Here is a 13,521-nt window from a genome sequence, read left to right as displayed (position 1 = left end):
GGAATCCGTTATTCCGGGGCGTGTGTGGAACGTGTGGAGGAAGGGTCTGCATAATCGCTGGAGTTCGCAAGGGGAGGGAACCAACGCGTGGCAGAGCCGAAGGGTCACCAATGCCCGGAGTGCGGGGCACCCAGGGGGGCCGACAGCAGCCCGTCCTGCGGCTGTACCCAGCGCGCGGCCGACGCCCTGCGCGATGCGCGTACGGCGGAGGCGGCAGCGGCGGAGGACTTCGATCCGCTACGCATCCGCCCCTACGTCGAACTGGACGGCGCATCGGAGCCGGCACCGCAGGACTCGCCGAGAAGCGCGGACCCCGACGCCACGATGCCGATCCCTGCCGTGCCCCCGGAGGCTCCCGCACTGCCGACCCCGCTGGGGCCGTCGGCGAACGAGCCCAGTACCGCCGACCTGAGCCTGTTCGCGGGTGATGCCGCTCCCTACGACGTCGAGCCGGACGCCGGCGGCCCCTTCGGCCCCGGACCCGGCGATCCGCACGCCGACGAGGACGACGAACCGTCCCGTCGTCCCCGCCGCACGCTCATGTACGGGGTGGCGGGCGCCCTCGTCACCGTCATCACGGCGGCCGGGCTGGCGAGCGGACTCTTCTCGTACGACACGCCGACCCGGGACCGTGCGCTGCCGGAAGAGGTCCGGGCGAGCGTGCCGGACAACACGACCGGCGCGGCCGCAGAGTCCCCGTCCGCGAGCGCCACATCCGGCGCGCCGACGTCCGCGGCACCCTCCTCGTCGGCCACCGCGAGCCGCGCACCCTCACCGACCCCGACCCGCTCGAGCGCCTCCCCGACCGCGACGCCCACCTCCACGCCCACGACGACCGCACCCACGACGAGCGCGACCGGCTCCACCGGGCCGCCGGAAAGTGGCCGCGACATCGAGGACCCGGTGCTGAGCCGGGGCGACAAGGGCCCGGAGGTCGTGGAACTCGAGCTACGGCTGACGGAGCTCAACCTCTACACGAGGGACGCCGACGGCAACTACAACGAGGGCGTCGAGGACGCGGTCACCCGGTATCAGGTGGCGCGGGGAGTCGTGCCGGAGGACTACGGGGTCTACGACCTCGAAACGCGGGAGCGGCTGGAGTCGGAGACGCAGGAGCCGTAGGGGATCGGCTGATCAGCCGGTGACGTACAGCCGAATCGTCCCGTCCTCCGCGCCCTCCACCCGCACCTGCGTGAGGTCGCTCACCAGCGCGTCCGGCCCGTGGAACCCGGCCCTCTCCCCGACGCCCACGACCCGCATCCCGGCCGCGCGGCCCGCCTGGATACCGGCCGCCGAGTCCTCGAAGACGATGCAGTCGGCGGCGTCGACGCCCAGTTCGGCGGCGCCCTTGAGGAAGCCTTCGGGGTCGGGCTTGCTGGCGCCGACGGACTCGGCGGTGATGCGGAGGTCGGGCAGGGCGAGGCCGGCGGCGGTCATCCGGGCCGCGGAGAGGGCGATGTCGGCGGAGGTGACGAGGGCGTGCGGCAGGCCGTGCAGCGAGGCCAGGAACTCCGAGGCGCCGGGGATGGCGACCACGCCGTCCGTGTCGGCGGTCTCCTCGGCGAGCATGCGCGCGTTGTCGGCGTGGTTCCGGTCCACGGGCCGGTCGGGCAGCAGCAGGGCCATGGTGGCGTACCCCTGCCGGCCGTGGGCGACCTTCAGGACCTCGTCCCCGTCCAGCCCGTTCCGCTCGGCCCAGCGTCGCCAGATCCGCTCCACGGCGGCGTCCGAGTTGACGAGGGTGCCGTCCATGTCGAGCAGAAGGGCACGGGCGGTGAGCACGGTCGTGGCCGTCATCGGCAGCTCCAAAACGCGGAAGTAGGGCCTCGGCCCACAGAAACAAACCGGGCCCGCCCGCCGGTCAGGGTAAACGGGCGGAGCCAGTTTGTTTCTCTACGGTACAAAACGTGGACCCGTTCCCGCCACCGGTTTCGAGAAGGGTTCACCGACCGTTCAGCTCACCCGGTCACGGCTTCCCAGAGACTCCACACCCCGAGTGCCAGCATCAGCAGCGCCGCGACCTTGGTGATGAGCGCCAGCGGAACCCGCTTCATCAGGGCCTTTCCGCCGAGGATGCCGAGTCCGGCGACCGCCCACAGCGCGAGTACCGCGCCGAGCCCGACGGAGAGCGGGTCGTCGTACCGGGCGGCGAGATTCGCGGTCATGATCTGCGTCAGATCACCGAACTCGGCGACCAGGATGAGCATGAACCCGGCCCCGGACACCTTCCAGAAGGACTGGTTCTCCGGCTTGCGGACCTCCGCCTCGTCCTCGTCCTTCTTCAGCAGCAGCACCGCGGCGCCGGCCAGGAAGAGCACACCGGTCAGCGCATGCACGATCTGCTGCGGCAGCAGCGTCAGCACGCTCCCGGCCGCGACGGCGAGGGCGACGTGCAGCGCGAAGGCGGCGGCGACGCCGACGAAGACGTACGAGGCGCGATAGCGGGTGCCGAGGACGAGGCCGGCGAGCGCGGTCTTGTCCGGCAGTTCGGCGAGGAAGACGACGCCGAACGTGAGCGCCAGGACGCTGAAGCTGATCAAGGTTCCTCAATCGGTCGGGTCTGCCCCACCGAGAGTCGTACATCACAAGAGACCTCGGCACGGCAGCACACGTGGCGCCCGTGCCGTACGGCACGGGCGGTGCACTGCTTGCCGAAGGTCTCGCTGGCCGGCCTCACGCATGAGGCCCGCCTCCGGGCGCCGGCTCAGACGAGCTGAGCAGTATGTCGACGGTCCGGCGAAGAGCTACTCCCCTTCTGCGTCATTCAGCGTACGCGTTCGACAACGGACCAGAAAGTTCCGCTCTCAACCTTGATGTGTCATGTCCGCGTCATTAGCTTCTTACCGAACGAACACCTGAGCGCAACACGGCACCGCGAGCATTTCCCCGCTCGCGCCCAACACCCCCACGACTCCAGGGAGTTCGCATGCCGAAGTTCTACGCGCGTCGACGCCTCAGCATACTCGCGACTCTTACCGGGCTCATAGCCTCGGTCGCGCTTTTCAACAGCCCGACCGCCTCCGCCGCTCTCCCCACGCCCGTCAGCGGCGCCACCGCGCGCAGCTACCTCGCCCAGCTCACCGTGGCCACCGAAGACCGCACCGGCTACGACCGTGACCTCTTCCCGCACTGGATCACCCAGTCCGGTACCTGCAACACCCGTGAGGTCGTCCTGAAGCGCGACGGCACGAACGTCGTCCAGGACTCCGCCTGCGCCGCCACCAGCGGCACCTGGTACTCCGTCTACGACGGCGCCACCTGGACCGTCGCCTCCGACCTGGACATCGACCACCTGGTCCCGCTGGCCGAGGCCTGGGACTCCGGCGCCGACAGCTGGACCACCTCCCGCCGCCAGTCCTTCGCCAACGACCTGACCCGTCCGCAGCTCATCGCCGTGACGGACAACGTGAACCAGTCCAAGAGCGACCAGGACCCGGCCGAGTGGATGCCGTCGGTCTCGTCCTACCGCTGCACCTACGTCCGCGCCTGGGTCCAGGTGAAGTACTACTACGGCCTCTCGGTCGACTCCGCCGAGAAGAGCGCGCTGACGAGCTACCTGTCCGGCTGCTGAAGCCCACGGGCCGATAGCGCGGATTCTGTAAAGGAACCTCCCCGCTGACCTCCGTCGTTCCGTACCGTACGGGGCGACGGAGGAGGGCGATCATTTTGGCGAGTCTGCGCCTGGGTCCACTGCTGAGGTACACCGACGGCTCGTCGGCGACCTTCTGGGTCGAGTCGAGCCGGCCGTGCACCGCCGAGGTGCGCTGCGCGGACGGTGCCCGCGGCGAGTCCCCCACCTTTCAGATCGCGGGCCATCACTACGCGCTCGTCGAGGTGAACGGCCTTGTGCCGGGCACCTCACAGTCGTACGAGGTATTCCTCGACGGCGCGCGCGTGTGGCCGCTGCCCGACTCCCCTTTCCCGCCCTCACTGATCCGCACGCCGGCCGAGGACGACACCGTCCGCGTCGCCTTCGGCTCCTGCCGCTGGGCCGCCCCGCCCGCCGACGAGGCCGATCCGGTGGGCCCCGACGCGCTGGACACGCTGGCCGCGCGGATGGCGGGCGACCCGGGCGGCGAACGCCCGGACGTGCTGCTGCTGTTGGGCGACCAGGTCTACGCCGACGGGGTCTCCAAGGCCACCCGCCGCTATCTCGCCGCCCGCCGCGATCTGCGCGAGCCGCCCGGCAGCGAGGTCGCGGACTACGAGGAGTACACCCAGCTCTACTACGAATCGTGGCTCGACCCCGAGATCCGCTGGCTGCTGTCCACCGTGCCCAGCTCCATGATCTTCGACGACCACGACGTCATAGACGACTGGAACACCTCCGCCTCCTGGCTGGAGGACATGCGGGCCACCTCGTGGTGGCGCGAGCGGCTGCTGAGCGGCCTGATGTCGTACTGGGTGCACCAGCACCTCGGCAACCTCTCCCCGGCCGAGCTCGCCGACGACCCGCTGTACGCCGCCGTACGCGAGACGCCCGACGGCACGGACGCCCTGCGCGCCTTCGCCGCCAAGGCCGACGCCGATCCCACCTCCGTCCGCTGGAGCTACCGGCGCGACTTCGGCCGCGTACGGCTGCTGATGGTGGACACCCGGGCGGCCCGGGTCCTCGACGAGGGAAGCCGGTCGATGCTCGACCCCGGCGAGGCGCACTGGCTGCGCGAACAGGCGCTGGAGGAACCGGGTTCGTACGACCACCTCCTCATCGGCACCTCGCTGCCCTGGTTGCTGCCGCACCTGGTGCACGACGCCGAGGGGTGGAACGCGGCGCTGTGCCGGGGCGAGAAGGGCGCACGCTGGGCGCGGTTCGGGGAGGACCTGCGGCGCCGGGCGGACCTGGAGCACTGGGCGGCGTTCCCGGCGTCCTTCGACGCGCTGACGGCGCTGATCGCCGAGGCCGGTTCGGGGGACCGGGCGCCGGCGACGGTGTGCGTGCTGTCGGGGGACGTGCACCACGCGTACGTCGCCGAGCCGAGCTGGCCCGCGGATGCTCCGGACGCTCCGGACGCCCGCGTGCTCCAGCTGACCTGCTCCCCCGTCCACAACTCCATCCCCATGTCCATCCGCATCGGCTTCCGCTTCGGCTGGTCCGCCGCCGCCCGTGTCCTGGGCCGCCGGTTCGCCGGGCACGGCAGGGTGCCGCGGCCGCCGATCGACTGGCGCCGGACGGGCGGGCCGTGGTTCGGCAACCAGCTCATGACACTGACGCTGCGCGGGCGTTCGGCCCGGCTGCGGCTGGATCAGGCGCGGGCGGAGAAAACGGGCGGGGCGCGGCTGAAGACGGTGGAGGAATCGCAGCTGACGCCGTGAGCCGTCCTGGTTCACCCGCGATACACCTGTTCCGTACGTTTGTTGCGCCCGTGGCCCATGATGCTCGTGACGCATCCCACAGTGGGCGTCAATCCTTCCGCCCGGGTCTCGGCTCCCGGTACCGGCGACGGCATGATGAGGCGGACCGTCCGCTTCCCCTGGGCGGTTCGCCCCAACGCGCCCCACACGCCCGGGAGTCACCGCTTTGTCTGCACCGCCCGCGGAATCCGCAGCGCACGCCGAGTCCGCCGAGGTCCGGGTCGCCCTGGTGGGCGCAGGGCCGCGCGGTACCAGCGTCCTGGAACGCCTCTGCGCCTCCGCGCCGGAACTCCTCCCTCCCGGCACCCGGCTGACCGTCCATGTGATCGACCCGGCGCCGCCCGGCCCCGGCCGCGTCTGGCGCTCCGCGCAGTCCGCCGAGCTGCTGATGAACACCGTGGCCAGTCAGGTGACCCTGTTCACCGACGACAGCGTGGACTGCTCGGGCCCGGTCCGCCCCGGCCCCAGCCTGCACGACTGGGCGGACGGCGACCTGGGCCCCGACGAGTACCCCACCCGCGCCCACTACGGCCGCTATCTGGAGTGGGTGTTCGCGAAGGTCGTACGCGAGGCACCGCAGGCGATCCGCGTCGAGACGCACACGGCACGCGCCATACGGCTCGACGACGCCCCCGACGACCGTCAGACCCTGACCCTCGACGACGGCCGCACCCTCTCCGCCCTGTCCGCCGTCGTCCTCGCCCAGGGCCATCTGCCGACGGCCACGGACACGGCACAGCGACGGCACGCGGCGTACGCCGAAGCGCACGGCCTGCGCCACGTACCCCCCGCCAACCCCGCCGACGTCGACCTCTCCGCCATCGCCCCCGCCGAACCGGTGCTGCTGCGCGGCCTGGGCCTCAACTTCTTCGACCACATGGCCCTGTTGACCACCGGCCGCGGCGGCCGCTTCGCCCGCGCGGAGGACGGGCGCCTGCGCTACCTGCCGTCCGGCAGCGAGCCACGCCTGTACGCCGGTTCCCGCCGCGGCATCCCGTACCAGGCCCGCGGCGACAACGCCAAGGGCCCCTACGGCCGCCACCTCCCCCTCGTCCTCACCGACGAGACCATCGCCCGCTTCCGCAAACGCGCCGACTCCGGCGAGGCACCGGACTTCCTGACGGAGATATGGCCGTTGGTGGCGAAGGAGGTGGAGACGGTCTATTACGAAACCCTTCTGGGCAAGCCGGATTTCCGCGACCGATTCCTCGCCGTCCCGCATCGCAGCACCCAAGAGGCCGCCGTACTGGACGAGTTCGGGATAGCGGAGGCTGCCCGCTGGTCCTGGGACCGTATCTCCCGCCCGTACGCGGGATGCGACTTCGCCGGCCCCGACGCCTGGCGCGGCTGGCTGCTGACGTATCTCCGTGAGGACGCCACCCAGGCCGCCCTCGGCAATGTCGCCGGTCCGGTGAAGGCGGCGCTCGACGTGCTGCGGGATCTGCGCAACGAGCTGCGGCAGATCGTCGACCACGGCGGCATCGCGGGCGCCTCCCGCCGCGACCATCTGGACCGCTGGTACACGCCGCTCAACGCGTTCCTCTCCATCGGCCCGCCCCGGCGCCGGATCGAGGAGCTGGCCGCGCTGATGGAGGCGGGCGTGGTGGAGGTGCTCGGGCCGCGGCTGGAGGTGCGGGAGGGCGAGGGGGCGTGGCTCGCACACTCACCCGACGTGCCGGGGTCCGCCGTACATGTGACGACGCTCATAGAGGCGCGGCTTCCGGAACCCGATCTGCGGCGCACGGCCGACGACCTCCTCGCCCGGCTGCTGAAGACCGGGCAGTGCCGGCCACACACCGTCGACGGTTACGAAACCGGAGGACTGGACGTAACACCCCGCCCGTACCGTCTGATCGACCGTCAAGGACGCGTACACGCAAGGCGGTTCGCGTTCGGGGTGCCGACGGAGGGCGTGCACTGGGTGACGGCGGCGGGGGCCAGACCGGGCGTGGATTCGGTCACGCTTTCGGACGCCGACGCGGTGGCGAGAGCGGTTCTACGTGCGGTGACGACCGAAACGGAGCCGCAAACGGAACGCACGCCATGGCCGAATGTTGAACTTGCAAGTATTGATTAGGCACACCTAACCTGGGTCACTCACTCGGTTCTGTCCCCAGACCGGTCCGCCCCATGGACCGGCCCGACCGAAGGAGTACCCCCCACATGTCCGGACTGACCGCACGTCTCAACAGTGCTCAGCCCTACGCCCTCGGCCTGTTCCGCATAGTCGTCGGCCTGCTCTTCGCCTGCCACGGCGCCGCCTCGCTCTTCGGCGTGCTCGGCGGCGCGGCCGCCACCGACGGCTCCACCATCGAGGCCGGCACCTGGCCCGGCTGGTACGCGGCCGTGATCCAGCTCGTCGGCGGCGCCCTGGTACTGCTCGGCCTGGGCACACGCGCCGCCGCGTTCATCGCCTCGGGCTCCATGGCGTACGCGTACTTCAAGGTGCACCAGCCCGGCGCCCTGTGGCCGATGGAGAACGGCGGCGAGGCCTCGGCGATGTTCTGCTGGGCCCTCCTGCTGCTGGTCTTCACCGGTTCCGGCGCGCTCGGCCTGGACCAGCTCTTCGCGAAGCGCTCGGCGGAGAAGGAGCAGCCGGCCTCGCGGCAGACGCCGGTGGCCGCCTGACCGGTAGCGGTTTCCCCAGCGGTACGACGGCGCCTTCCCGCCCGTGCGGGAAGGCGCCGTTGCGTCCGTCAGGCCCGCACCGGCGCCCTACTTGAAGGGAGCCGTGAAGCAGGCCACGCGGGCCCCGCTCGGGCCGGGCACGTCGTGGATCACCACCGAGTTCGCCTCGCCCTCGCGGAATCCCCAGGAGTGCCAGGCGGTCGCCCGGCCGGAGCCGCGCGCGTCGGCGGTGAAGTCCAGCCAGACCTCGTTCTCTGCGTTGACGTCGGCCGGGTCGGTGGACACCTTGTTCTGGTAATGCCCGCCCGCCGCGGCGGGGTCGGCGGCACAGGGCTTCTGATGCACATGGACGCCGTACGCGTGCCCGGGCTTCATGCCCTTGACCCGCAGCTTCACGGTCGTCGCGCCGGTGTTCTCCTTGGTCTGCTGGTCGATCTCGATCCACGATCCGACCGGCACCAGCTTCTTGTCGTACGTCACCGCCGGCGACGCGACAGCCGCGGAGGCCGGCACGAAACGCCCGTCCTCCCGCATCGAGCAGACCTCGGCGCCACCGGTGCCGGCCACCGCGAGCACGGCCGCGGCGACGGCACCCGCGCATATTCCTGCCACCATGATGTGTACCGTTCCTCACGTTCAGAGTGATGTGTTGCCCTCTGTCCGTGCTACGGGACACCGGCCGGGGCCGCCCCCGGGAAGCGGCACCCGGGTGAACAAGCCGTGCCGAACCCACGAGCCCCCCGTGAATCCCCTGTCACACCCCCGGCGTACGCTGTATGGCTGTTACAGGCCGCCCCTGCCGCTCCCCCGCGACATCGCGGCACGGTTGGGCCGGCCAACGGGGGAGTCACGGGAGTAGCGGTGTTCGAGAGCGTGGGGTCGCTGACGGCCAGTCCATGGATTTATGCCGTGGTGGCCCTTTCCATCCTGCTGGACGTCTTCGTCCCGTTACTGCCGAGCGGGGTCCTGGTCATCACGGCGGCGACGGCGGCCGCGGCGGGTTCGAGCGCGGCGACGGGTGACGTACCGCACCAGGTCCCCGACATCCTGGCCCTGACGCTGTGCGCCACGACGGCATCCGTGCTGGGCGACCTCGTCGCCTACCGCCTGGCCTGGGCGGGCAGCCCTCGCCTGGACCGCGCGATCGCCCGCTCCCGACGTCTGAGCACCGCGCAGGAACGTCTCGGCACCGCCCTCTCCCGCGGCGGCGGAGCCCTGGTCGTCCTGGCCCGCTTCGCCCCGGCCGGCCGCTCCGTGGTCTCCCTCACCGCAGGCGCCGCCCACCGCCGCGCCCGGGACTTCCTCCCCTGGTCCGCCCTGGCCGGCCTCTCCTGGGCCACCTACAGCGTCGCCCTCGGCTACTTCGGCGCGCACTGGCTGGGCGCGACCTGGCTGGCGACGGCGGTGTCGGTGGCGGCGCTGTTCGCGGCGGGCGCGGTCGCCGGGTATCTGATGCGGCGAAGACCGGCGTAGCGCTCCGCTGGATATGCGGTTGGATCTGCGGTTCGTTCGCCGCGGGCCGGTGGGGGCTTGTCGCGCAGTTCCCCGCGCCCCTTCGGGGCGCTGCCGAACCGCAGCCGACCTGCTTAGCCGGCCCTATCCGGCCCGTCGAGCCGTCGCCCCCCGAATCTCCAAGCCGTCCAGCAACTCGGCCGTTGCCTCGGCAATCACCTCCACGGCGCGGTCGAACACCTCCTGGTTGTGGGCGGCCGGCGCCCGGAACCCGGACACCTTCCGCACATACTGCAAGGCAGCGGCCCGGATCTCTTCCTCGGTCGCCTCCTCGGCCAACAACGGCGGACGAAGCGTCTTGATACTGCGGCACATAACCCCAGTCTCACCCCGCACGGGACGACCGGCAGGGAATCCGCAGCGAATCCGCCGGGAATACCGCTCTCCCCCTCCCGATTGTGCAGTTCATGACCACAAGCCTCTGATGGCGCGGGTGGCACGGGTGGCGCCTGCGATGATCGCCCCGAGGCGGCCACCGCTACGGGGCCGACCGATGAAGGGACACACATGGCGAACGACGAACTCACCGTGGCCGTACTCGGCCCGGGCGGCATCGGCGGCCTGCTCGGCGCGCTTCTGTCCCGTGCCGGGCACCGGGTGATCTGCCTGGCCGGAGAGGACACCGCCAAGACGCTCAACGCGGCCGGAATCCAGGTCAGCAGCGGACTGTTCGGCGACTTCACGGCCCGCGTCGAGGCCTACACCGAACTGCGCGAACCGGTCGACGCCTGTCTGATCGCCGTCAAGCACACGGCACTTGACGCAGCCCTCGACCGCATCCCGCCCGCCGCACTCGGCGATGCCCTGCTCGTGCCGTTCCTCAACGGCGTCGACCACCCCGCGACCCTGCGCGCCCGCTACCGCCCGGACCGGGTCGCCCCCGCCGTCATCCGCACGGAGTCGACACGCGTCGCAGCGGGGCAGATCGAGCACGGCAGCCCCCTCGCCGAAATCGACCTGACCGGCACCGACGTACCCCCGGACCGCCTCGACACGCTCGCCGCGGCGCTCACCGCCGCGGGCCCGACCACCCGCGTCCTGCCCGACGAGACGGCGACCCTCTGGGCGAAGATGTCCTTCCTGGCACCCTTCGCCCTGCTGACCACCTGCTACGGACTCCCGCTCGGCGACGTACGCACCAGCCATCGCGAGGAGTTGACCGCCCTGGTGGAGGAGACGGCGGCGGTCAGCCACGCCTGCGGCGGCCCCGCCGACCCGGCCCAGTCACTCGCCCTCTACGACGCCTTCCCGCCCCCGACCAAGTCGTCGATGCAACGCGACGCCGAGGCGGGCCGTCCGCTGGAACTCGACGCGATCGGCGGTGCGTTGCTGCGCGCGGCAGAGCGGCACGAGGTGCCGGTGCCGGTGGCGACAAGAGTGGTAAGGGAGTTGGGGGACGCCGGTCACTGAGCGGCCCTGGCGAAGTCGGCTGCGGTTCGGCAGCGCCCCGAAGGGGCGCGGGGAACTGCGCGACCAGCCACGACGGACCCGCAGCCGACCGACGGCCGCTCCCGGCACTTCCCGCGGAGCGCCTAGCCGGGCCCCTCCAGGACCTCCCCCAGGTCCACCCGCCAGTCGTTGGACGTGATCCAGTGCCCCTTCGGGTACTCGAACCGCGACTGCCCGACGAGCGTGAAGCCGGCTCTTCGGCAGACGCCGTTCGACGCGGCATGGTCCGCCTTCGGAAAGGCGTGCAGATATCGGTTCCGGCCGGCCGCTCGCGCGGTCTCGACAACTGCGCGGGCGGCCCCCGCCGCAAGCCCCCGCCCCTGGAACTCGGGCAGCACCGCCCACCCCGTCTCCCACACCGTCTCCCCCTGCCACTCCCGCTCCCAGAACCCGATGGCCCCGACGCTCTCGCCGCCGTCCGCCAGAACGACCCGGAACATCCCGCCGGTCGCCAGATCGACATACCGCCGATGCCGGGCGACCAGCTTCTCCTCCGTCTCCGGTCCGCCCAAGTGCTCGGTCATCTCAGGGCTGTTGTTCCTCCGCAGCAGCCAGAAGTCCCCCTCGGCCCAGGGCACCAGCCGCACCGTCTCCGCGCTCGCCGCATCCATACCGATCACAGTAGGCCCCGGGTCTGACATCGCCCCGAGCCGCGGTCTCCGCAGCTGTTTGCCGAACCGGCAACAAGTCTCGCCCGCGTCCGCCCGGCCCCCGCAGGATCGCCGTACGAGCGCAATTCACCCCACGCACGGAGGATCGGATCCATGCCCCACCCGGACACGCTCCCGAACGTCACGCACCGACTCGTCCCCTCCCCCGCCGGCCGGATCCACCTGGCAGAACAGGGCAGCGGCCCGCTCGTCCTGCTGGTGCACGGCTTCCCTGAGTCCTGGTACTCCTGGCGCCGCCAGCTGCCGGCGCTGGCCGCGGCGGGATACCGCGCGGTCGCCGTGGATGTCCGCGGCTACGGGCGTTCGTCGCGGCCGGAGGCGGTGGAGGCGTACCGGACGGTCGAGCTGGTGGAGGACAACGTCGCCGTGGTGGAGGCGCTGGGCGAGACGTCCGCGGTGATCGTCGGGCACGACTGGGGCGCGACGATCGCCGCGCACTCCGCGCTGCTGCGCCCCGACGTCTTCCGCGCGGTCGGTCTGCTGAGCGTCCCGTACACCCCGCCCGGCGGCCCCAGGCCGAGCGAGGTGTTCGCGGGCATGGGCGGGGAGGAGGAGTTCTACGTCTCCTACTTCCAGGAACCGGGCCACGCCGAGCGCGAGATCGAACCGGACGTACGGGGCTGGCTCGCCGGCTTCTACGCCGCCCTCTCCGCCGACACGATGCCCGCGCCGGGCGCCCCCGACCCGCACTTCGTGAGCCCCGGCAAAACCCTGCGCGACCGCTTCCCCGCAGGCCGGCTGCCGTCCTGGCTCAGCGAGGCCGAACTCGACGTCTACGCGGCGGAGTTCGAGCGCACGGGCCTGAGCGGCGCCCTGAACCGCTACCGCTGCATGGACCGCGACTGGGAGGACCTCCAGTCCTTCGCCGGCGCCCCCGTCCCGCAGCCGTCCCTCTTCCTGGGCGGCACGCTCGACGCCTCCACGACCTGGCTGGCCGACGCGATCGACGCGTACTCCACGACCCTCCCGGGCCTGCGCGGCTCACACCTGCTGGAGGGCTGCGGCCACTGGATCCAGCAGGAACGCCCCGACGAGGTCAACCACCGTCTGACGGCCTGGCTCGACGACCTGCCCGAGTGAGGTCGACGGCCTCCGGCTTACGGAACCGCAGACACCCCTTGCCCATGTCCTGTCCGGCCAGCCGCTCCTCGAAGGCCGCGCGGACGTCGGTGCGCATCAGATAGAAGGAGATGTACTGCTTCTGGCCGGCGAAGGCGATCTCGGCGACCCCGTCCCGCGGTCCTCGGAGACCTCGGCGAGGTAGCCGTCGACGTCGGTCGCCTTGCTCTGCACCATGCGGCGAGGGTAGGCGGTACGGGTCGCGCGCTACCGGCGGACGCGGTAGCGCAGGTGCAGCACACGGTCGCCCTGGATCACCGTGTGCGGGTCCTCCAGCAGGTGCTGGGCGTCGACCGAACCGAAGTACCGCTTGCCCGAGCCGAAGACCACGGGTACGACGTCCATCGCCACCTCGTCCACCAGGCCGAGGGCGAACGCCTGCCCGCCCACGTCGCCCGCCGCGACGCCGACGTTGCGCTCCCCCGCGAGTTCCCTGGCCAGCTCGATCGCCTGTGCCACATCGTCGACGAAGTGGTACGGCGCCTCCGGGTGCCATCCCTCGGGCCTGGGCCGGTGCGAGACCACGACGATGTGTGCACCGGTCGGCGGTTTGCCCTCCCAGCCATTGGTCATGTCGAACACATGCCGCCCGACGACCAGTGTCCCGATGCTCGCCAGCATCGGCTCGACGTACTCGGCCGAGACCTTCGAGATCTGCGCGAACTCGCTGAGGTGGACGTCGCCGTTGCCGTACCAGTCGAACAGCGGGCCCACCTGGTCGTCCGCGTCGGCGATGAAGCCGTCCACGGAAACGACGTTGTGCATCACTACCTTGCTCATGCCATCTCCT

14 protein-coding genes and 1 pseudogene are annotated in these 13,521 nt (G+C 71.3%); 8 read left to right on the top strand and 7 right to left on the bottom strand.

Features of this window, described 5'->3' with window-relative positions:
- The first annotated feature begins 87 nt into the window (after positions 1-87).
- Complete coding sequence (locus KCH87_RS15960) at positions 88-1,122, top strand: peptidoglycan-binding domain-containing protein (protein ID WP_210586747.1); 1,035 nt, start codon at positions 88-90, stop codon at positions 1,120-1,122.
- A 12-nt stretch (positions 1,123-1,134) separates the two neighbouring features.
- Here the strand turns inward: KCH87_RS15960 and KCH87_RS15955 are convergent, their stop codons facing one another.
- A complete protein-coding gene (locus tag KCH87_RS15955) occupies positions 1,135-1,797 on the bottom strand; it encodes an HAD family hydrolase (protein WP_210586746.1) in 663 nt (220 codons plus the stop codon).
- Between the two features lie 161 nt (positions 1,798-1,958).
- Entirely contained in the window at positions 1,959-2,540 is a 582-nt protein-coding gene (locus tag KCH87_RS15950; RefSeq protein WP_210586745.1) for a TMEM165/GDT1 family protein, read from the bottom strand.
- A 386-nt stretch (positions 2,541-2,926) separates the two neighbouring features.
- On the opposite strand from KCH87_RS15950, the gene KCH87_RS15945 reads away from it, so the two are divergent.
- From KCH87_RS15945 to KCH87_RS15930, 4 genes are all read left to right on the top strand, one after another.
- Positions 2,927-3,571 carry an HNH endonuclease family protein gene (locus KCH87_RS15945; protein WP_210586744.1) on the top strand — a complete coding sequence of 215 codons (645 nt, stop codon included), beginning with the start codon at positions 2,927-2,929 and terminating at the stop codon, positions 3,569-3,571.
- Positions 3,572-3,666: 95 nt separating this feature from the next.
- Complete coding sequence (locus tag KCH87_RS15940) at positions 3,667-5,313, top strand: alkaline phosphatase D family protein (protein WP_210586743.1); 1,647 nt, start codon at positions 3,667-3,669, stop codon at positions 5,311-5,313.
- Between the two features lie 205 nt (positions 5,314-5,518).
- Entirely contained in the window at positions 5,519-7,429 is a 1,911-nt protein-coding gene (locus tag KCH87_RS15935; protein WP_210586742.1) for an FAD/NAD(P)-binding protein, read from the top strand.
- Between the two features lie 95 nt (positions 7,430-7,524).
- Positions 7,525-7,980 (top strand): DoxX family protein, encoded by a 456-nt coding sequence (locus KCH87_RS15930; protein WP_210586976.1) that lies wholly within the window; start codon positions 7,525-7,527, stop codon positions 7,978-7,980.
- An 87-nt stretch (positions 7,981-8,067) separates the two neighbouring features.
- Here KCH87_RS15930 and KCH87_RS15925 read toward each other — a convergent pair whose 3' ends face one another.
- Positions 8,068-8,595 (bottom strand): superoxide dismutase family protein, encoded by a 528-nt coding sequence (locus tag KCH87_RS15925; protein WP_210586741.1) that lies wholly within the window; start codon positions 8,593-8,595, stop codon positions 8,068-8,070.
- Positions 8,596-8,841: 246 nt separating this feature from the next.
- On the opposite strand from KCH87_RS15925, the gene KCH87_RS15920 reads away from it, so the two are divergent.
- Positions 8,842-9,453 carry a DedA family protein gene (locus KCH87_RS15920; protein ID WP_210586740.1) on the top strand — a complete coding sequence of 204 codons (612 nt, stop codon included), beginning with the start codon at positions 8,842-8,844 and terminating at the stop codon, positions 9,451-9,453.
- A 123-nt stretch (positions 9,454-9,576) separates the two neighbouring features.
- On the opposite strand, the gene KCH87_RS15915 is transcribed toward KCH87_RS15920, so the two are convergent.
- Positions 9,577-9,807 carry a DUF2277 domain-containing protein gene (locus tag KCH87_RS15915; RefSeq protein WP_210586739.1) on the bottom strand — a complete coding sequence of 77 codons (231 nt, stop codon included), beginning with the start codon at positions 9,805-9,807 and terminating at the stop codon, positions 9,577-9,579.
- A 192-nt stretch (positions 9,808-9,999) separates the two neighbouring features.
- On the opposite strand from KCH87_RS15915, the gene KCH87_RS15910 reads away from it, so the two are divergent.
- The gene (locus tag KCH87_RS15910; RefSeq protein ID WP_210586738.1) at positions 10,000-10,902 is read left to right on the top strand and encodes a ketopantoate reductase family protein; all 903 of its coding nucleotides are present in this window, start codon (positions 10,000-10,002) and stop codon (positions 10,900-10,902) included.
- A gap of 122 nt (positions 10,903-11,024) precedes the next feature.
- Here the strand turns inward: KCH87_RS15910 and KCH87_RS15905 are convergent, their stop codons facing one another.
- A complete protein-coding gene (locus tag KCH87_RS15905; protein ID WP_210586737.1) occupies positions 11,025-11,552 on the bottom strand; it encodes a GNAT family N-acetyltransferase in 528 nt (175 codons plus the stop codon).
- 153 nt (positions 11,553-11,705) lie between these two features.
- Between KCH87_RS15905 and KCH87_RS15900 the strand changes: the two genes are divergently transcribed.
- Complete coding sequence (locus KCH87_RS15900; RefSeq protein ID WP_210586736.1) at positions 11,706-12,692, top strand: alpha/beta fold hydrolase; 987 nt, start codon at positions 11,706-11,708, stop codon at positions 12,690-12,692.
- Here the strand turns inward: KCH87_RS15900 and KCH87_RS49065 are convergent.
- Positions 12,649-12,908 (bottom strand): annotated as a pseudogene (locus tag KCH87_RS49065) (DUF1801 domain-containing protein). The gene KCH87_RS15900 and the pseudogene KCH87_RS49065 sit on opposite strands and share 44 nt — an antisense overlap.
- 30 nt (positions 12,909-12,938) lie before the next feature.
- Positions 12,939-13,511 carry a dihydrofolate reductase family protein gene (locus KCH87_RS15895; protein WP_210586735.1) on the bottom strand — a complete coding sequence of 191 codons (573 nt, stop codon included), beginning with the start codon at positions 13,509-13,511 and terminating at the stop codon, positions 12,939-12,941.
- Between the last annotated feature and the right edge of the window lie 10 nt (positions 13,512-13,521).

It is taken from the genome of Streptomyces sp. GESEQ-35 (genome assembly GCF_017948485.1).
Lineage (GTDB): Bacteria > Actinomycetota > Actinomycetes > Streptomycetales > Streptomycetaceae > Streptomyces.
Note: the sequence above shows the minus strand (reverse complement) of the source record. Positions and strands in the feature narration are given on the sequence as shown.